The sequence below is a fragment of the Rhodococcus sp. ZPP genome (assembly GCF_017656075.1).
In the GTDB taxonomy this organism is placed as follows: Bacteria; Actinomycetota; Actinomycetes; order Mycobacteriales; family Mycobacteriaceae; genus Rhodococcus_F; species Rhodococcus_F oxybenzonivorans.
Genome location: NZ_CP058638.1, coordinates 6,585,849 through 6,603,949 on the forward strand (window position 1 = coordinate 6,585,849; position 18,101 = coordinate 6,603,949).

The following is an 18,101-nucleotide window of genomic DNA, read 5'->3' on the forward strand; positions in this document are numbered from 1 at the left end:
CCCGCAACAGCTAGCCGCGCAGATGGAGTATTGGGCGCCGCTGCAATTTCTAGTTGTCGGCCAGGTCAAATGCGGGCAGTTGTCAGTGGTCGTCGATGCCGAATAGGCGTGTTACCCATTCGTCGATCGCCTCCCAAAGGGTTTTGTCGATGCGTTCGAGACCTCCGTGCCACATTTCCCAGACTCGACCGCTGTCATCGCGTGTATCCAGAGCGACTGCGTTGTCGGAAGCGTCGCGGCAGACGCCGACGAGTTGGTCGATTTCGGGTAGTTCGGATTCCGGGATCTCCACGAAACGGAGCTCGTTGCTCACCGGGTCCCGTGATTGCCCGACGTACTCGAAATCGGCTGCCTCCCCAAAGTTCGAAATCCGCGGCATGTCTTGAGCTGGCATCAAGCCAATCGGGTCCTCGTTGAAGAATCCGTTCTGCACGGTCGTATAGAACGTCCTGAGCCCGTGATCGATCCCGGCGGTGAACAACGGTATTTCGTTGTGCTGCAGTGGTGCCAGTCCGTATGCGACTTGAAAGTACGAGGGGTTGGCCTCCCCGAAGATGTAGGCCAGAACCACGGCGGTGCGGCCACTCTCGGAGAGGGTCGCGCGGCACAGTCTGAGGCTGGGTGCGGCGTCCCGGATGATCAGTGTGGTGCGCGGGAGTTGCCCGGGGATCGCGTTCTCCCATGCCCGGAGCGCGACGTCGACGGGATTGCTCGCGGTTTGTGCGTCGATCCACCATCGGGGGATGGTGCCGGCCTCGTCGTCGCTCAACTGGTCGGCGTTAATCGCTTCGAGATCGTGGAACGGATGCCGCGTCGCCAGAAGCTGTACAACTTTTTGGTCCGTGGTCACAAGCCACACCCTTTCTGATCCTTCGTCGTGCGACGGGTTCGCCCCCGGAGTATGCGCGTGACGTGGCCTCTCCCGCCCATGACTTTAGCAACTGTTCCTTGCCCCAACGCCGGGGCTGCATTCGCGGTGACTTGTCACAGCTGGAAGGTAGCTGGGGTTGTTTGTCTGTTACCGTTCGCGGAGCCGTGCGGGGGGTCGTGGGGCATCGATCCGGCGTGCCCGCCCCCTGTTTCACGTATCACGAGGGGGATAGTTGTGTCGGTTGCTGTCAGAATGCTGCGCCGGTTGAGTATCGGGTCGATGGTGGCCGTGGGGGCGGTGGTCCTTGCCGCGGGTGCAGGCTCGGCGGCGCCGAATCCGGTTCCCGACGCGTTCGAAACCACCACTACCGGCGACGGCTGGGTACTGAACATCCGCAAGACCGGCGAGGTGGTCAATCAGGTTCCGAACCTGGCTGCCTCCCAGTTCAGCAGGGAAGGCTTCGTCTCGTACCGCGCGGAGGCCGACATCACCGGTGACGGTGATGCGCCGGTGAACGGGGCATCGCTCGAGACCGGGTATCAAGTGGGCTGCGGCATCGACGTGTCCTCGGGACTTGCGGTGGGCCTGGGCCTCTCGGTGGGGCCCTCGATCGGGATCTCGGCCACCGGGCCGAAAGCCGACCTCGGTGCCCAGGTCCAGCCGAACGTGTCGACGACACTCAAGCCCGGCACGATCACGGATGTGCCGTTCAAGACGAAGGAACTGGCGAACGGCAAGGCCGGGGTGTCGGTGAAGAACGTGCACCTCGAGATCGATGGGTGCATGGGACCGGTCTCGATCCGCTCCTACGTCACCTTCTCCACCACCAGTGACTCTTTCGACGACACCGTCGCGGCCTACGGCCCCGTCATGTGGTTGTAGAGGAGCGCGGGGGAGAGGCGAGATCGTGAGACGTGCACTACGGGCGTTGGTGTGTGCGGTACTGGTGGCGGTTCCGGTGGTGGCGCTCGCGCAACCGGCGTATGGGGCCCCGGAGACACCGGCGCAGCGATGCGAACGGGAAACACAGATGTACAACGATGCGTGGGAGTCGTCATGGCTGGCCGCGCATCCCGGGGATCCGGGACCGGTTCCGCCGCCGCCAGCCCCGTATACCTGTTATGACCCGGGTCCGGAGCCGGACGATGAGCCGTTCGATCCGGCTGATCCGGTCGATCCCGGTGCCGACCCAGGCGAGGGGTTGGTCACCGAGACCAATCCCGATGCGAACTCGCCATTAACTGTTCAACCGAACCTCAATGGGCCCATTGTGGTTCCGCAGCGGCAGCGACAGCCACTGGCTGGTCCGGCCGAACCTGGGATCCTGTCGGATTCTGACGCCGAACCTGCGGTTCCCGCCGAGAGTGCGGCTGTTCCCGAGGCGCAGGAAGCGGAAACTCTCGAGGAGGAGGCTGCTCGCCGGTCACTCGAGGAGGTTCTGGCCGACTGCACACCCGATTTGATCCCTGGTGGAGTCAACCGGACCGCGCTGACTCCTGCGCAGGTCCAGGCCTACGATGCACTGAGGAGACGGGCGCCGTCCGATACCAATCGAGACCGGGTCACGGATGATGTGGCGGCGGGCAGATACGGCGACCACTATGTCAATACGCCTAGCAAGAACTGGCAGGCTGATCATGTCGTCTCGCTGAATCGTTTGGTGCAGATACCGGGGTTCATGCAGTTGCCCCTCGAGAAGCAGATCGAGATTGCCGATTCCCCGGAGAATCTGCGTCCGCTGCACTCCCAGTGGAACAGCTCCAAGCAGCAGAAGTCGATCGGTGACTGGGAGGGCCCGAAAACGACACCCAAGCCGGAGTTCAGCGACGAGGATCGGAAGTTGCTGTGCCTCTACGAGCGTGAAGCCCAGCTCGCGATCCTCCGAGCCCTTGCCGAGTACTTGTTCAACGAGGCGCTACAGACCGGGGTCCCGGGAGGCGGTCAGCCAGGTTCGCCCGCGCCCCCTTCTCCGGAGACGCGCGAGGTCGCACCGTCAGCCGAACCGTCTGTGGAACCGACGGCGTACCCGGAGATTCCGTACACCACACAGCCAGAGATCTATACGGAGCAGCAGGTCCCGGAGGTCACCAGCCAGATGGAGCCGGAGTTCCCGGATACCTCGGTGGTGGAGATCCCGGCGACGACCGTGCAGGAGATCCCGGTTTCCACGGCCGCACCGGTGCCGACGACCAGTGCGGTGCCGCTCTCCTCGGTCGCGCCGACTGCACCGCCCACGGAAATTACGACCTCGGCACCCGTGCAAACCTCCGTGCCGTCGCCTTCGGCGCCGCCGGCGGCGCCGAGAGCGTCGTCTCCGCCGTCGGTGTCTAAGCCGCCGTCAAAGCCGGCTGAACGCGCGGACGATGACGAACTCTCGACATGGGAGAAGGTTGGTGTCGGAGCGGCTGTGGTGGGTGTCGGTGTCCTCGTCGTTGTTCAGCCACAGATCGGGATTCCGCTCGCTGTCGGCGGTGCCGCGATGGCGGCAAGCTGATGAGAAGATTCAGCGCCGGAGTACGCCGCGCCGTGGGCCCCCGGCTGCTCGGCGAGAAGCACACCGATCCCGACGGAAGAAGGAGAACGCGGATGTCTACGAAAGATGAACATGTGAGCACTGGCCACCGGGTGGCGTCGGTTGCGGTGACGGTGCTGATGGTGGTTTCCGGGGGCAGCGTGCTCGCTGCGTGTGCTTCGGCATCGTTCGATGATCCGTCGGGGTCGTCGTCGACAGGTCTGAGCACCTTGCAGGATCAGGCACCAGAGGGTTACACCGCGAAGGCTTCTGGGGTGACCACGGTGACCGCGGAGCTGATCGCGAGGGCCACCCCCGCTACCGAGGGCATGGAAATCTGGCCTGCACAATGCGCCCAGTCCTTCCAGTCCTCGGCGGCCTACCAGGAAGGGTCGACGGTGGAAACGGTGACGTTCACCGGTCAAGGACAAGTGATCGTCATCGGATTGCAGTCGCGGAAGGAACCTCACCCCGCCAATGACGCTGACAGTGTCTGTGACATCGGCTCTTTCCGGGCGGCCGGCGGTGAAGGGCTCTTTCGTGTGCCCGAGCCGCTCGACCTCAACGGAGTCCCGGCGAAGGGCAAGCAGGTCATCGCCTTGTCGCCAGACGGCTCCCAGCAGTCGGTCACGGTCAGCTACACCGCGAACCTGTCCGATCTGGAGGTTCTGACCCTCTCGGTCATCCCGGACTTGTCCTCGAACGCCCCACGCCTGGTTGTGGACAGTGACACGGGGATCGACCTGTACAAACGTGCCGCCGAACTCGTGCAATAGCTGGACCGCGCCGGGGGTCTGCGCGAGTAGTCCAGAAATTGTCGATCAGCGTTCTCAGCGCATGCAGCATGAAGGATGATCCAGAATGGTCAACACTACGTACGGGGTTGGGGTCAGCCTGGTACTCGGGGGTTGGCTATTGCAGATGGTCAGTTCCTTGGGTGGCCGCCGGCCGCACCGTTCCTGTAGAGGGCAGTGGTTGGGAACTGTTCTTGTTCTTGCCGGCGGTGGGCTGTGCATCATCGGGGTTCTCACCGGTACAGGTCCGATCATGGTGAAGGTGGTCCTCACCGCTCTCTTCGCCGGCGCCGCTAGCATTCTCGTCATCATGGTGTTGCGGACCTTGGCAGCCTCGCGGACTCCGGGAGTAGCGGAATCGGTAAGCCAACCTCAGGCATGACGCTGCCCGCCTGTAAATGGGGTAGGAACTCGGTGTGCGTTGCATTGCGCCGGGTACTCGCGAACATGACATTAGGAGACGGGTCGTCAGCAGCGTTGCGGTGCTCGGCATGTTCGTCGGTGGCGTGGCGCTGCTCCTGATATTCGTGCTCATCGAGCGCCGCCGCGGTGACTCCGCAATGCTCGATCTGAGCTTGTTCCGCAACCGGACCTTCCTAGGGCTTTCGCTGGCAACGTTTCTCTCGAACGCCACCAGTCTGGCGGCGATCTTCCTCATGGTGTCCTATCGGCAGAACGTGCTGGGGCACTCAGCACTGGTCGCCGGTTTGCAGCTGTTGCCGCTCACCCTGGTACTTTTCGTATTCACGGCCGTTACGGGCGGCGTCGTCACCAGATTCGCACCCGGCCTGCTGATTGGCACTGCGATCTTGTTCATCGCCATCGGTATGGCATTGATCGCGCTCATCTCTCCGACCAGTTCCTGGCTGATGCTCCTGCCGAGCATGATCGTGATGGGCGTAGGCATGGGCATGTTCAATCCGCCGCGCTCGCTGGTCTCGGTCGGTGTGGTCGAGCCGGCGAAGGCAGGCATGGCGACCGGTATCGGGGAAACGTTCCAGCAGGTGGGAGTCGCCGTCGGTATCGCCGCGTTCGGCGCACTGTTCCAAGCCCAGGTATCGTCCGGCCGCCGACTCTACGGCGCTGAGCACCAACCCTGAGGCGCAACGAGAGCTCAGCCATGCCATCGCATCCGGCGCGGGAAACGACCTAAATGCTGCTGTTCCTGGCGTCACCGGCGGACAGTTCGAGGTCGCCGCGCAGAGCGTGTTCACCAATGCATTCAGCTCGGTGATGATCGTGTGCGCGTTGATTTGTGGCGTCGGGTCCCTGATCGCCTACGCTCTCGTCCGGGCGAAGGACCTGCACAGTCGGCAACCATCGACGTTGAGTAACGCTTAGTGCGCATTTAACTGCCGTCAATCTGGAAGGTGTGAACTATGTCGGACATCCTGCTGGTTTCCGGGAGCCTGCGCGGAAAATCGAGCAACTCGGCACTCCTGCGCACGGCCGAAACTCTGGTGCCTGTCGGCTTCCGCGGCGTGCCGTACCTCGAGATGGGAGACCTGCCACACTTCAACCCGGACGACGACCACGATCCGTTACCGGAGGCGGTAGTCCACCTACGGCAGCAAATCGACCGCGCAGCTGCGCTGCTGATCTGCACTCCAGAATATGCTGGGGCGCTGCCCGGGTCGTTCAAGAATCTGCTCGACTGGACTGTCGGTGGTATCGAGATCGGTGACAAGCCCACAGCGTGGATCATCGTTTCCGCCAACGCGACGAACGCGGCCAACGCCCACGCATTACTGCGACTGGTGTTGAACTACACCGGTGCCGCGATCGCTGAGGAAGCATGCGTCCACCTGCCGGTAACACCCACGATGATCGATGAAAATGGCATCATCACTGACCTCGCGGTTCGTGAGGGAATCGCCGGCGCTCTAGCGGCCTTGAGTCAACGGGTGCTTGTGACGGGCTGACCTGGGAATCCCCCCAACGGGACAGCCGACCTTAGGCGGTTCATGCAAGCGTCGATCGCCAGGAAGGTTCCTTCGATGCCCGCCCGGATCGGTTGCGGCAAACGATTTCTTCGCCACTACGCACCGGATCCGACCGCAACATCCGCGACCGGACTTGACGTCAGGCGACGAGAGTCGATCGCTGATCGGGGGCTGTGAGGCATGGCCCGGGATAAGCCAAAAACGGGGGTGTTGGTCTTCTGTTGGCTGGGGAGGTTCACACTGGGCGGCGGAAGGGGTGGGGCAGATGAGGGCTTGGATCAGGTGGGTCGCGGCGCACGGCGTCGTGCGCTATGGGGCGAAGAAGGCGGCGCAGCGTGGTGATCTGCAGGCGATGCTGGTCGCCGACCCTGCTACGCGGGCGGATCCGCGGCAGGTGTTCGAGCAGATCCGGGCGGCCGGGCCGTTGGTGACGACGCGGATGGCGAACATCTCCGTCACGCACCGCGTCGTGCATGATCTGCTCCGCTCGGACGATTTTCGGGTGATCGAGTTCGGTGCCGGTCTCCCGAGGCCGCTGCGGTGGATCGAGAACAAGACCCGCTCGAAAGCGCTGCACCCGCTGAAGCCGCCGTCGCTACTATCGGTCGAGCCGCCCGAGCACACCCGCTACCGCAAGCTCGTGGCGTCGGTATTCACTCCGCGCGCGGTCGCGAGGATGCGGGTAATGGTGCAGGAGAAGGCGGACCGCCTCCTCGAGGAGCTGACGGCAGCCGGTCGTGAGGTCGACATCGTCGACAAGTACTGCGCACAGCTTCCTGTCGCGGTGATCAGCACGATCCTGGGCGTCCCCGACGGGGACCGGCAGCGGGTGCTCGAGTTCGGGGAGATGGCCGCCCCTAGTCTCGACATCGGGTTGTCGTGGGAACAGTTCACGCGTGTCGAGGATGGGCTCGAGCGATTCGATACCTGGCTCGCCGGTCACCTCGCCGAGCTTCGCCGCAATCCTGGTGATGATCTGATGAGCGAGCTGATCCGGGCCACCGAGGACGGCGTCGGGCTCAACGACGAAGAGCTCCGTGCGACAGCGGGGTTGGTCCTGGCCGCCGGTTTCGAGACGACGGTCAACCTGCTGGGCAGCGGGATCCGGCTACTCCTGGACAACCCTGACCAGCTCGAGATCCTGCAGGCGGATCCGTCGCTGTGGCCGACGGCGGTAGAAGAGATGCTTCGCCTGGAATCACCGGTGCAGCTGACGGCGCGTCGGGCTAAACACGATGTGACGGTCGAGGGTGTGTCTCTGGCGGAGGGCGAGTTGGTAATTCTGGTTCTCGCAGGCGCCAATCGTGACCCGCAGCTGTTCGAGGATCCGTACCGCTTCGATGTCACCCGTGCGAACGCGGGCAAGCACCTGTCGTTCTCCGGTGGACGGCACTACTGCCTCGGTGCATCACTCGCGAAGGCGGAGACGGAAGTGGGACTGAAGACGCTGTTCGACCGGTTCCCCCACTTGCGGTCGACAGGTGAGGGAATCCGGCGTGACACCCGGGTTCTGCGCGGGTGGGCGTCGTTGCCGGTGGATCTCGGGCAGCCTGCCTCCACAGGGGCTTCCCGGTAAAGGTGTATCCGTCGATGTCTATGGTTGTTGGGCGTTCTCGGCAGAAGCGCGATGACGCCGGCGGCGACTACTGGTAACCGTCCCCCGGTCGACCACATCATCCATGCGCCTCACGATGGTGTGTACGGGGTATTTATTATGTCGCTTTGTCGACACCGAAACTTGTTGGTCGGATCGCTGGCTGCTTGTATGCCACGGTCCCGCACATATTCGCAGCGATTCGCTATAGAGAGGTAATTCTTTTGCCCACCAATGATGATGTTTCGGTGCCTGCGGTGCAGTACACGTGGACGGCCCAACCCGGTGACGTGAGCCGGTTCTCCCGTCTGGCCCTGTTGCGTGTTTTTCGGCGTCCGAAAGTGATGGTCTACTTCGCGTTCGTGGGGGTGGCACTGGTGGTGGCCGTGTGGAGTGGTGAAGAGGAACTGGCCGCCCTATTTGGGGTCATTGTGGTGGGGTTTCCACTTGCGTTATTCGTGGTGATCGTGCGCGTGAATCGGACGACGATGCGCCCGGGCGCCCAGTGGGCCACCGGCTTCAACTCCTTCGGGATGCTCCTGGAAGATCCTTTGGCCCAGATAGTCATTGGGCACGGCTCGATTGCCAGGATCGAGGTCGCACACGGATTGGTGTATCTCTACATCCATGGCGGCATGGGTCGCGCGGCGCGCATCCCGGAGTCGTTGTGCCCGCCCGAGGCCCGCGCCTATCTGCTGTCGATGGTTGATGCTCGTCCGCGCAGTACTAGCCCTGGCGGGAGTTCCACGTGAGTATGGAGACGCGGAAGTGTGGACTGTTGGCGCGTGGTGAATGCTTCCGCAGTCGGGATTGACCCTGAGCCGGAACGGAGGACGGTATGACGAAATAAGCTCTTGCGCAGTCGATGACGATCGTGACGGCGACAACAATGCTGATGTGTTCGAATCTTGTAGTTGGTGTGCCGTTGCCCGGAGGCTTCGGATTTCGATCTGAAGGTGAACGGGGGGCTGGGAAAATGCAGGGGAATACAATTCTTGCTCCTCCGGACCGTGCGGAGCGCGGAACGCCGGGCCGTATTCGAGGCTCGTGAACAGCGATTCCGAGTAGGGGTTGTTGTTCGATACCCGTGGCCGTGAGTGCAAGCGAATGACCTCGAGGTCGGCGAGCAGTGTCGAGACGGTTCTACAGTCGTCGACCTTCCCCGATCGCCGTGTACTACGTTCGAAATGCCGTGCACAGCGAGAACTTCAGCCATCATCTCAGCGGGAAGCAGCCCGGGTTCGGATCGGCCGACGCTGTAGCAGGAGAAGACATCGGCCATGAGGTACGCATCGAAGTAAGTACCTTTGGCCTGGCCTGGCCTCGCCTTGGCCCGCAAGCTTGGTGGGGGCGGCTCCCTGCACGAAGTGCTTGGGGAAGTCTCACGAATACACCTGACGAGGAGCGGTCGCCGCCCGCTTCTGACAAGCACCGTCGTCGAATTACTACTTGAACAAGCGGTGTTTGGGCCAGGCGCACACGCTTACAGGCCGTGGAGTGCGATTATGCGCCTGAGTCAGAAGGCTCCGGTGATTGCTCTTGACACTCCTCGGTGACGAGGTCGATCACGATCGACCGTGGCGTCTATGAGTAGACGTCTCGGAGCGTCGGTCGTCAGGGCGTCAGCCCTCGCAGCAGTTGCCGCTAGGTTCTCCGCAATCAGCAGCAGCCAACGGTGCCGAACGGCTCTCGGCCCGCACGGCGCTGCGTCGACGACAACACCAGCATGACTGAACTCGCTGCTACCAATATGATTCCCACGGCCGAGGGGTCGGACTCGCCGAATCCGAGCAGTGATCGGACGGCGCCGACAATGACATAAAGGCGAGGCCGAGGAATGAGATTGCGCTGACATCCAGCACGGTTTTCTCCCGTGACTGTGGGTCCGGACTCGCGAACTGCCAGACGACCGTTGCCGCGGAGGCCGCACCAGCGCAGGCACGCCAGGTGATGGACAGATTCTCCCGTGAGACTCCGATCTGCCGCGCCAGCTCGGACGGAATCCCGGTCCGAACCTCGGGGTCAGCAGATTCAAGTCCGCGTCGAGTCGGAAAGCGGCTTACCCGAAGCGGGCCAGGGCCTCGCGATGAACCAGCAGCTCCATTCCAAACGGTACACAATACTCTGTATTCAGAAACCAGTGAATCGATCGGCGCGGCATGTATCGGCTTCCGGCGACGGCGGCCTCGACGACGCAGTCTGTCGGAAAGCCGAATCGAGTGGTCAGCCGATTGTGTCGTCTTCGGCAACGCCGGCAGTGGGCAGGTCTATTCGCAAAGGTGTGCTGCCTTCTTCGCAGAGGACGGTGATAAACGCCGGAAAGACTAATCGCCAGGAACCGGCAACGAGCGTGAGAGCGCTCGCACCGAAGTCAGCCCATTGATTCGGCAGCAAGGTCACCGGCTCGTCCTGTAGCCAGTGTGGCGTCGGGATGCGGCGGTTCTGCTCCTCCGCGGGGTCTATGACGAATCGGACGTCCGTGACCGTGCCGCTCCCGACATTCCGAAGCCGGAACCGGTCGACCGCTCCCCGGATGCGTTGGACGTGGAAGTCGACGTTCTGCGGACGTGGGCATACCTGCTGCACGGCAGTCCGCCCAATTTCGGCAACTTGCTCCAATGCCGCGTCCCGCTCGGCTTCGGCGTCGAGCCTTGCCTGATCGGCAAGGTATGCCCTCCGCCACGCTGCGGCAACGGCGGCGCCGGACAGCGCCCCGGTCGCCACGCTCAACCACGATGCGGCTCTCATGTGCGGAAACATACCTGAACCCGCCAGCCCCCTTCCGGCAGCCTGACGTCCACCTGATGCCGGAACTCACTGCCCGTCTCTTGGACGAGTGACCGCATTGAACGACGTAGTGACGTCCTCGGTGGAACCGTGCCGGTGAACGGTGCCCGATGCTGGCAGGATCATGCATGAGATCGGGACTTCGCTGTGAGGTCCCGGCTCCAAGTTGCTGCAGGGAGACGAAGCATGGCACAGGGCGTTGTGAAGTGGTTCAACGGTGAAAAGGGTTTCGGATTCATCACGCCGGACGATGGCGGAGCTGATCTTTTCGTCCACTTCTCCGAGATTCAGGGCAGCGGCTACAAGTCGCTCGACGAGAACCAGCGTGTGGAGTTCGAGGTCGGCCAGGGACAGAAGGGTCCGCAAGCCCAGAGCGTGCGGGGAGTCTGACAAACCTCCACGGGGCCGCATCCACTCGGATGTGGCCCCGTCCTGGGCGTATATCTCCCAGGTCTTCACAAGATTCTCCAGTAGTGAGCTTGGTATGACCCATCGCGCCGCCCCGGAAGGACTGACGAGGGTGGCTGGTCGGTGACCGCCCCTGGGCCCGTCCGGGATGCCGAGTGCGTCCTCGGCCGTGTTCGATCGCCGCAGGTCCTTGTCGATGTCGAGCGGGCGCGGCCGTCGTGCACGTCGGCGAACTGCGGTCGGGCTGTCACTATCCCGGCGCCGACGAGCAGCAGAGTCCTCATGCGTATCCGGTGCGAGAGGGTGCGCACGAGCCGGTTCGCGCCGAAGCTTGCCACCGACAAGGGGAGCGCAGTACGAATCCGGCCCAAAACAGGGACAGCGCGATGCCGTGTCCGGTGGAGGCGGGCGCCTGGGCGATGAGGCTGCCGATCGAGAGCCCGATGTACATTGCGGCGCCGAGGCCGATCGCGGTGCTGTTCGCGACCAGAACGTCACCGTCGCGCAGGACCCGGAGGTTGATCAGCGGGTACGGGGTGCGCAGCTCGACGAGGGACCACGCCGCCAGCAGTGTGGCCGCACCGGCGAAGAATCCGATGGTCCACAAAGAGTCCCAGCCCCACCGGGAGCCTTCGCTGACGGCGACGAGTAGGGACGCGAGTCCGGTGCCGACCAGCAGTGCGCCCGGGACGTCGAGTGTGTTGCGTGGCGCCTGCTCGTCGGGCCTGCGGGAACGACATGCCAGACGACGAGGATGGTGGTGATAAGGAACAGCGGCGCGAACCAGAAGGCGAAACGGAACCCGAGAAGGTCGGCGAGGATGCCGGTCAGGGGGTATCCGAGTCCCAGGCCTGTCGTGACCGTTACCGACAGGCTGGAGATGCCGAGCCGGGCCTGGTTTTCGGGAAGATGGCGACGGGCCAAAGCGATCGTCACCGGACGATCCCGTAGGTGAGTCTCTGCAACGCGCGCCGATCAGGAAGACGGTGACGTTGGGAGCCGTGGCCGCGACGATCGAACCGACGAGGATACGTCGATCTCCTGGCACGAAGGGCCGAGCTCATCCGACACTACTGGTCCGCGGGCCGGCCTGGCCGGTGCGGGCGAACGCCTCCGAGCTATCGGAAATCCCGGGTTCGTCGACGAAGATGTCGATGGTCAGGGGAGCGTTTCCGCCGTACGTCGTGAAGTCGGTGACACCGGCTTCGGTGAGCACTTCGACGTCGAGGACTGTGCGACCGTTGTCGGTGCCGGCGGGACGGCCGAGTAGTTCGATTGCAGCGTCGGCCATGATTTCGGGGGAGCGTGAGTGTCGCAGGCTTTCGGATCCGCCGAGTAGGTTCCCGACCGCTGCTGTCGTGATCATGGTCTGCGGCCACAGGCAGTTGCTGGAGAAGGGCATATCCGCGTGTTCAGCCGCGATACCCAACGCGGCCAGCGTCATCCCATACTTGGCCAGCATGTAGCCCGGGTGGGCGCCCAGCCAGTTTTTCGACATATTGAGCGGCGGTGAGAGCGTCAATACGTGCGGGTTTTCAGATTTCCGTAGGTACGGAAGACACGCCTGGGTCAGCGCGAAAGTGCCGCGCACGTTGACTTGTTGCATCAAATCGAACCGCTTCAGGGGCAGTGCCTCGGTCCTCGAGATGTCCAGCACGCTCGCATTGTTGACGACGATGTCGATGCCGCCGAAGTTGTCACGGGCAGAATCGACGACTCGGGCGATATCGTCGGCGTTGCGGACGTCGCCCACCACCGGGACAGCGTGTCCGCCCAACTCGGCCAGTTCCGCGACGGCGGTGTGAATCGTTCCGGGTAGTCGGGGGTCAGGGGTATCGGTCTTGGCGAGCAGGACGATGTTTCCGCCGCGGCTCGCGATTGCCTGGGCGATGGCAAGTCCGATGCCGCGACTTCCTCCGGACATGACGGCGGTTCTCCCACGGAAGCTCTTGTCGTTCATCGTGATCCCTTCATCGTTGGCGCTGCGGCCGAGCCCCCTTCACGATAGGGAAGTCCTGTGATGGTGACCACGTCCGCGAAGAATCAAGAATGAGGCGTTGTTTGTTCTCATCGGACAAGCTCGTGTCGGACGGGTGAGGGCCGCAAATGCCGGTTGGACAGAAAGGTGCAGGTGTAAGCGCTGATTGTGACTTTCGAGGCGATTCGTCATGCGTGGGAGGTAACTGCTCTATTGTCTTCGCATGGCTTCACACGACGAGCGCACCGCGCTGTTGGTCGCAAGAATCGCAAGCTCGCTCAACCGGCGGTTGGTGTCGCTGACGGCAGACATCACCGACGTGTTGTACACCGAGATACCCGACTTGCGTGCCGATCGGCAGTTGCTCGAACTGCTCGGGGCGAGTGTCGAAGGAAACCTCGACACCATCTTTCACACGCTGCAGCACAACATTGCGCCGGAAAATCTGGAGGCGCCGGCCGCGGCGATGGAGTACGCGAGACGCCTTGCTCAACAGGGGGTTCCGGTCAATGCGCTCGTACGCGCATATCGACTCGGGCAGACCAATCTCCTCAAATTGGTCTTCGACGAGTTGGGTGGGGAAGCGGTTGAGCCGGAACTGGGCGTTCCAGTGCTCGAGCGCATCATCACCGTGATGTCGGTGTACATCGACAGGGTGTCGCAGCAGGTGGTCGCAGTCTACGAGCGTGAACGGGAACGGTGGTTGGCCCACCAGAGTAGCGTGCGTGCCGTCCGAGTTCAGGAAATATTGGCGGGCAACGAACACCCGGATGCAGGGGCCAGCGCTGCCCTCAACTACGTCCTCAATCAGAATCACCTGGCAGCGATCATTTGGGCCCCCGATGCCGGTGCAGGAGACATGCTGGCCAAGATCGAATCGGCTGCACACGACTTCTCCGGGTTCATGGGGGCAGTGACCGATCCACTGTTCGTGGCGGCGGACCGCGTCACCGGATGGGTATGGGTTCCCCTCGGTACCCGCTCGGCTCCCCGGCGAGATTACAGTGAGCTGCGCGAATTCCTTCACGACCGTCATTCGGAACTAGTTGTGGCTGTCGGTGGAATAACCTCCGGCCCCGAAGGATTCAGGCAGTCCCACGCGCGCGCCCAACGCGCACGAGCGCTTGCCATCGCTGCGGGAAAAAATGCCCCCGTCGCAATCGCATACGACGAACCAGGAGTGTCGACCGTCGCGATGCTCACCGAGGACCCCGCGGCTACCCGGACGTGGGTACAGAGCGTCTTGCGCGGCCTGGCGGCGGACAATGAGAACGCGGCCCGCCTGCGCGAGACCGTGCAGGTCTACCTCGCGAACAATCTCAGCAATGTTGCGGCCGCGAAAGTTCTCGACTTGCACTACAACTCAGTGAAGTATCGGGTGAAGCGCGCCGCGGAGGAGCGGGGGGAGGATTTCACCCGGGACCGCCTGTCTGTCGAACTTGCCTTGCTCGTGTGCCAATGGTTGGGACCGGCTGTCCTGACGCCGGATCAGGCGAAGGGTGGGCAGTGATGCCATGGGGGCGGGTCCCACTTCACGCCGAGGCCTTATCTACCTCCGGTTGCGGCTCGGTCGGCGAGTCCGTCCCTGCCCGCGATGGGTGGCCGGAATACTCACGGCCTCGTCGAGGGTGATGTAGCCGTCGCAGGACAGTCCGGCCGCCGTGAGAAGTGCTGCGTAGAGACGTTTCAGCATGGTGTGTCGGTTCCTCTTCGTGAGTGTCGTGGGCCGTGCGCATCGGCACCGCGGGATCTCCGCGGTGCCGATGCGCGCTCATGACGGCCGAATCGTCTCATTCCGCCGCGTGCGCCCGGAGTAGGCGGTGGGACTGCTACAGCACATCGGCGCCGTGTCTGCGCAGGTAACGCAGTGCGGATTGGGCGGCGTTGTATCCGCTCATTCCATGGGCGCCGGCGCCCGGCGGCGTTGACGCCGAGCACAAGTAGGTTCCCGCTACGCCGGTGCTGTAAGGGTCGAGGGCGATGCGCGGCCGGAGTACCACCTGGGTCTCGGTGTTGGCGCCGCCGATGATGTCGCCGCCGACATAGTTGGCGTTCGACTGGGCAAGTTGTGCGGGCCCACTGCTTACCGTCGCGACGACGCGGTCGCGGAAGCCGGGGGCGAACCGTTCGATCTGCGCGGTGATCGCCGACGTCGCATCGCCCGTGTACCCGTGCGGCACATGTGCGTACGCATACAGCGGGTGCAGATTCCCTTTCGATCGGCCGGCGTCGGCGAGATACTGCTGCCCCACGAGGACGAACGGCCGCTGTGGCATCCTGCCGGATGAGACATCCTTTTCGGCGGCCGCGATTTCCGCGAATGTGCCACCGAGATGCACGGTTCCGGCGCGGCCGCAGTCGGGGTCGCGCCAGGGCACCCCGCCCTCGACGGCGTAGTCGACCTTGAATGCCGCCGGTCCGTGCCGGAACCGGCGATACGCACGCGCGACTCTCTGTGGAATCTGCTCGCCGAAGATGCTCAGTGCGGCGGACGGTGACAGGTCGAGCAGGACGACGTCCGCGGGAGGAATGTCGGCGATACTGTCGACCCGGACACCTGCGGCAATCTTCCCGCCCCAGTCGGTGAGCACGGCGGCCAGAGCGCTGGTGATCGACTGCGATCCCCCTTCGGCCACCGGCCATCCGTAGCGGTGGCCTGCGGCGATGATCATCAGGCCGACTGCGGACGTCGCTGGACGGTCGAGCCGGTAGTACGCGTGCGCGGCCACACCCCCGAACAGTGCCCGGCCCTTCTCGGTGCGCCACCACCGGGCAGTAATGCCGGCCGGCAGCAGCGCCCGGGGCCCGAAGCTCGCCAGCTTCAGCGGATGACGTGGAATGTTCACGATCGGACGCATGAGGTCGGCGGCGAGATCGTCGAACCCGTCGGCAAGGTTTCCGAACATCCGCTGCCAGCGAGGCCCGTCGGCCCCGAGGCCGGCGGCTGTTTCGTCGACGGAGCGGTGCAGAAGGCCTGCTTCCCCGCTGTCGAGCGGATGCGCGCAGTCGACGTCGGCCCACTTCCAGCTCAGGCCGTAGCGTTCGAGGTCGAGCGTCTGCAAGTACGGCGACCCCGCTCCCATGGGGTGGAACGCGGAGCACTCGTCGTGCAGAAGCCCCGGAAGGGTGAGTTCGCTCGAACGGGTGCCGCCGCCGATGGTGTCGGCCGCCTCGAGGACCTGGACCTCGACGCCGTGCCGGGCGAGGTGGACCGCGGCAGCGAGCCCGTTGGGCCCGCTGCCGACCACGACCGCTGTGCTCACTGCCGCACTCCTGTGCCTGCGTCATCTCGATACGGCGAATCAGCTTGCCTGCTGCGCATTCTCGGATCCGGCACGGTTCCGGGATCAGGGAGTGCCCGGTCGGTGTCGATGTCCAACGTCCACTGTACGTCGAACGGGATGGGACCGTTCGGCAGCCACGGTTGCTCGGCGATGGCGTCGGACACCTTGTAGGTTCCGCGTTCGATGACGCCGAGGGCGGCGTCGATCACCTTGTACTCTTGGATGCCCTTGTGGATGGGCTGCGATTCGATCCACGCGATCAGGAACTCGCCGGGCGCGAAGTTGCAGCGCCGCTGAATGGCCGCGATGAGGTGCTCGTTGTGAAGGTGTCCGTCACCGAAGTTGAAGGCTACCAGCGAGTTACAGCTGAACTCGGCCTCGCGCAGCGAGTAGGTGTCGATGTCGTCGCCGAGATGGCGACTCATCAGCGACAGCAGGGCGCGGCCCTGGCTGTGCATCGACCGCCAGCCCAGCAGTTGGTGCATCACGACGTCGGCGACTTCGGGCGGGTACGTCGCGAGTAGCTGAGTCCGGGTGTTCTGGCTGGGGCGCTTGATGAACTGGTCGAGCTTGTCTTCCGCGCCCGGCGCGAACGCCCAGGTGGCCGAGGCCCAGTTGCCGGCGTACTGCCGCATCGAGGGCAGGAACGAGACGAGGTCGGGGCGCAGATTGCCGAGGATCGGGAAGAACACCAGCGCGGCGATGATCGCGGCGAGCAGTAGCGGTGAGGAGAAGTCGCCCAGCCCGTAACCGGCGGCGTTGGGGAATCCGAGGAACAGGAAGACTGCCGCGTAAGCGAACAACAGGTTCCATTCGAGGGGCACTGCGAGCGGGAACGTCGACAGGATGAACAGGTGGAACGCGACCATCAGTGCAACAGCGAGCAGGGTAACGGTTCCATTGGTGGTGAACAGCAACACCAGTGGCGTCACCACCTCGACGACGGTGCCCAGGACGTGGGCGACACCGCCGGCGACGATGGACGGCCGCAGGTCGTTCGGGAAGCTGCGGTAATGGGCGCGCTTGATCGTCTTCGACGGCAACCAGGGAGTGTTGGACAGCATCGGGGGCACCACCATCGAGAAGTGGTGGCCCAGCTTCGACATGCCGGCGCCGACCCACACCGACACTATGAGCAGCTTGAGCGCGACGATCATGTCGATGAACGGAAGAACACCGAAGAAGACGACGGCCGGGAAATACTGCTCGCCGCGGGCGGCGATGAAGATGACCTTGTCACGCAACCCGATCACGACGAGCAGTGCGATCAGAGGCAACAAGAGCGTGGGGTTCACCAGGCCGTGATTGCCGGGCAGTGCCGCGTCGATGGACGGTGTGTGGACACCGGCGAGCCCGAGTGCGAGGACGATGTCGACCAAAATCGCGACGTAGACGACAACGTCGAAGACGGTGCGAGAGTCGCCGGCTGTCAGTGGCACCTTCCCCGGCCAGGGTGGTAGGCGGATGGTGCCCGGCCGCAGCCAGAACAGAGCGCCACCCATCATCGGCTTGAAGTGGCCGGCGAGTGGCCCCCAGGAACCGCCCAGGCCGATGGTCTCGATCAGCAGCGTCCACAGTATGAGCTTCTGGTACACGATCGGTGCGTTCCACCACGCGCCGATGTCGAGCACGTTATAGCCGGAGGTGAATGTCGCGATGGACAGTCCGGCGCCGATGTAGAGGACCAGCAGTTTCAGAATGTAGATGGTGTGCACCATCTTCGGGGTGCCGAAGCCGTAGTCGACCCAGTGCGTCGACATGGCGCGCATGCGGTCGAAGAAGGGACGGTCGAGGAATGTTGCGGGGTCTACTTCGGGAAAGTTCCCGGTTGTGAATCCCATCGGAAGTCTCCTGGATAGGGCGGGCGGGGGTAGGGGTCATCGCCTCGGGTGTGGCCCGAGTTGCGACGGGTGCCGTGGTGGCGGTGAGA

The 18,101-nt window shown here is 63.7% G+C and carries 16 protein-coding genes and 2 pseudogenes; 10 read left to right on the forward strand and 8 right to left on the reverse strand.

The window, feature by feature from the left end; all coding sequences use genetic code 11:
- Positions 1-82: 82 nt before the first annotated feature.
- A complete protein-coding gene (locus HYG77_RS30415) occupies positions 83-850 on the reverse strand; it encodes a hypothetical protein (RefSeq protein ID WP_208961448.1) in 768 nt (255 codons plus the stop codon).
- Positions 851-1,105: 255 nt separating this feature from the next.
- Between HYG77_RS30415 and HYG77_RS30420 the strand changes: the two genes are divergently transcribed.
- The 8 genes from HYG77_RS30420 (at position 1,106) to HYG77_RS30455 (ending at position 8,466) form a co-directional block, all read left to right on the forward strand.
- Positions 1,106-1,753 carry an MspA family porin gene (locus HYG77_RS30420; protein WP_208961449.1) on the forward strand — a complete coding sequence of 216 codons (648 nt, stop codon included), beginning with the start codon at positions 1,106-1,108 and terminating at the stop codon, positions 1,751-1,753.
- Positions 1,754-1,778: 25 nt separating this feature from the next.
- A complete protein-coding gene (locus tag HYG77_RS30425) occupies positions 1,779-3,365 on the forward strand; it encodes a hypothetical protein (protein ID WP_208961450.1) in 1,587 nt (528 codons plus the stop codon).
- A 92-nt stretch (positions 3,366-3,457) separates the two neighbouring features.
- Positions 3,458-4,159, forward strand: a complete 702-nt coding sequence (locus HYG77_RS30430) for a DUF5642 family protein (RefSeq protein WP_208961451.1) — start codon at positions 3,458-3,460, stop codon at positions 4,157-4,159.
- 85 nt (positions 4,160-4,244) lie between these two features.
- Entirely contained in the window at positions 4,245-4,559 is a 315-nt protein-coding gene (locus HYG77_RS30435; RefSeq protein ID WP_208961452.1) for a hypothetical protein, read from the forward strand.
- Positions 4,560-4,668: 109 nt separating this feature from the next.
- Complete coding sequence (locus HYG77_RS30440) at positions 4,669-5,277, forward strand: MFS transporter (RefSeq protein ID WP_208961453.1); 609 nt, start codon at positions 4,669-4,671, stop codon at positions 5,275-5,277.
- A gap of 279 nt (positions 5,278-5,556) precedes the next feature.
- Positions 5,557-6,099, forward strand: a complete 543-nt coding sequence (locus HYG77_RS30445) for an NADPH-dependent FMN reductase (RefSeq protein ID WP_208961454.1) — start codon at positions 5,557-5,559, stop codon at positions 6,097-6,099.
- 286 nt (positions 6,100-6,385) lie between these two features.
- The gene (locus HYG77_RS30450; RefSeq protein WP_208961455.1) at positions 6,386-7,696 is read left to right on the forward strand and encodes a cytochrome P450; all 1,311 of its coding nucleotides are present in this window, start codon (positions 6,386-6,388) and stop codon (positions 7,694-7,696) included.
- Positions 7,697-7,842: 146 nt separating this feature from the next.
- Entirely contained in the window at positions 7,843-8,466 is a 624-nt protein-coding gene (locus HYG77_RS30455; protein WP_208961456.1) for a hypothetical protein, read from the forward strand.
- 270 nt (positions 8,467-8,736) lie between these two features.
- On the opposite strand, the pseudogene HYG77_RS40020 reads toward HYG77_RS30455, so the two are convergent.
- Together HYG77_RS40020 and HYG77_RS30460 are read right to left on the reverse strand one after the other, a co-directional pair.
- Positions 8,737-9,023, reverse strand: a pseudogene (locus HYG77_RS40020) (IS3 family transposase); the annotation flags it as partial.
- 914 nt (positions 9,024-9,937) lie between these two features.
- Positions 9,938-10,462, reverse strand: coding sequence for a hypothetical protein (locus HYG77_RS30460; protein WP_208961457.1), 525 nt, complete (start codon positions 10,460-10,462; stop codon positions 9,938-9,940).
- A 225-nt stretch (positions 10,463-10,687) separates the two neighbouring features.
- On the opposite strand from HYG77_RS30460, the gene HYG77_RS30465 reads away from it, so the two are divergent.
- Positions 10,688-10,891, forward strand: a complete 204-nt coding sequence (locus HYG77_RS30465) for a cold-shock protein (RefSeq protein ID WP_109330492.1) — start codon at positions 10,688-10,690, stop codon at positions 10,889-10,891.
- A 260-nt stretch (positions 10,892-11,151) separates the two neighbouring features.
- Here HYG77_RS30465 and HYG77_RS30470 read toward each other — a convergent pair.
- Positions 11,152-11,939 (reverse strand): annotated as a pseudogene (locus HYG77_RS30470) (MFS transporter); the annotation flags it as partial.
- 30 nt (positions 11,940-11,969) lie between these two features.
- The gene (locus HYG77_RS30475; RefSeq protein ID WP_244373326.1) at positions 11,970-12,869 is read right to left on the reverse strand and encodes an NAD(P)-dependent oxidoreductase; all 900 of its coding nucleotides are present in this window, start codon (positions 12,867-12,869) and stop codon (positions 11,970-11,972) included.
- A gap of 241 nt (positions 12,870-13,110) precedes the next feature.
- On the opposite strand from HYG77_RS30475, the gene HYG77_RS30480 reads away from it, so the two are divergent.
- Positions 13,111-14,397, forward strand: coding sequence for a helix-turn-helix domain-containing protein (locus HYG77_RS30480; protein WP_208961458.1), 1,287 nt, complete (start codon positions 13,111-13,113; stop codon positions 14,395-14,397).
- 39 nt (positions 14,398-14,436) lie between these two features.
- On the opposite strand, the gene HYG77_RS30485 is transcribed toward HYG77_RS30480, so the two are convergent.
- The 3 genes from HYG77_RS30485 to HYG77_RS30495 all read right to left on the reverse strand — a co-directional run bounded on the left by HYG77_RS30485 (position 14,437) and on the right by HYG77_RS30495 (position 18,012).
- Positions 14,437-14,580, reverse strand: a complete 144-nt coding sequence (locus HYG77_RS30485) for a hypothetical protein (protein WP_208961459.1) — start codon at positions 14,578-14,580, stop codon at positions 14,437-14,439.
- A 136-nt stretch (positions 14,581-14,716) separates the two neighbouring features.
- On the reverse strand, positions 14,717-16,150 hold the full coding sequence (locus tag HYG77_RS30490) for an NAD(P)/FAD-dependent oxidoreductase (protein ID WP_208961460.1): 1,434 nt from the start codon (positions 16,148-16,150) through the stop codon (positions 14,717-14,719).
- Entirely contained in the window at positions 16,147-18,012 is a 1,866-nt protein-coding gene (locus HYG77_RS30495) for a DUF3556 domain-containing protein (protein ID WP_208961461.1), read from the reverse strand. The genes HYG77_RS30490 and HYG77_RS30495 overlap by 4 nt, the downstream gene beginning before the upstream one ends.
- Positions 18,013-18,101: the final 89 nt, after the last annotated feature.

What these genes read in the sequence shown, in the direction of transcription:
- HYG77_RS30430 (WP_208961451.1), top strand. Translation starts at nt 3,458, where the DNA reads ATGTCTACGAAAGATGAACATGTGAGCACTGGCCACCGGGTGGCGTCG.
- HYG77_RS30435 (WP_208961452.1), top strand. Translation starts at nt 4,245, where the DNA reads ATGGTCAACACTACGTACGGGGTTGGGGTCAGCCTGGTACTCGGGGGT.
- HYG77_RS30440 (WP_208961453.1), top strand. Translation starts at nt 4,669, where the DNA reads ATGTTCGTCGGTGGCGTGGCGCTGCTCCTGATATTCGTGCTCATCGAG.
- HYG77_RS30445 (WP_208961454.1), top strand. Translation starts at nt 5,557, where the DNA reads ATGTCGGACATCCTGCTGGTTTCCGGGAGCCTGCGCGGAAAATCGAGC.
- HYG77_RS30450 (WP_208961455.1), top strand. Translation starts at nt 6,386, where the DNA reads ATGAGGGCTTGGATCAGGTGGGTCGCGGCGCACGGCGTCGTGCGCTAT.
- HYG77_RS30460 (WP_208961457.1), bottom strand. Translation starts at nt 10,462, where the DNA reads ATGAGAGCCGCATCGTGGTTGAGCGTGGCGACCGGGGCGCTGTCCGGC.
- HYG77_RS30465 (WP_109330492.1), top strand. Translation starts at nt 10,688, where the DNA reads ATGGCACAGGGCGTTGTGAAGTGGTTCAACGGTGAAAAGGGTTTCGGA.
- HYG77_RS30475 (WP_244373326.1), bottom strand. Translation starts at nt 12,869, where the DNA reads ATGAACGACAAGAGCTTCCGTGGGAGAACCGCCGTCATGTCCGGAGGA.
- HYG77_RS30480 (WP_208961458.1), top strand. Translation starts at nt 13,111, where the DNA reads ATGGCTTCACACGACGAGCGCACCGCGCTGTTGGTCGCAAGAATCGCA.
- HYG77_RS30485 (WP_208961459.1), bottom strand. Translation starts at nt 14,580, where the DNA reads ATGCTGAAACGTCTCTACGCAGCACTTCTCACGGCGGCCGGACTGTCC.
- HYG77_RS30495 (WP_208961461.1), bottom strand. Translation starts at nt 18,012, where the DNA reads ATGGGATTCACAACCGGGAACTTTCCCGAAGTAGACCCCGCAACATTC.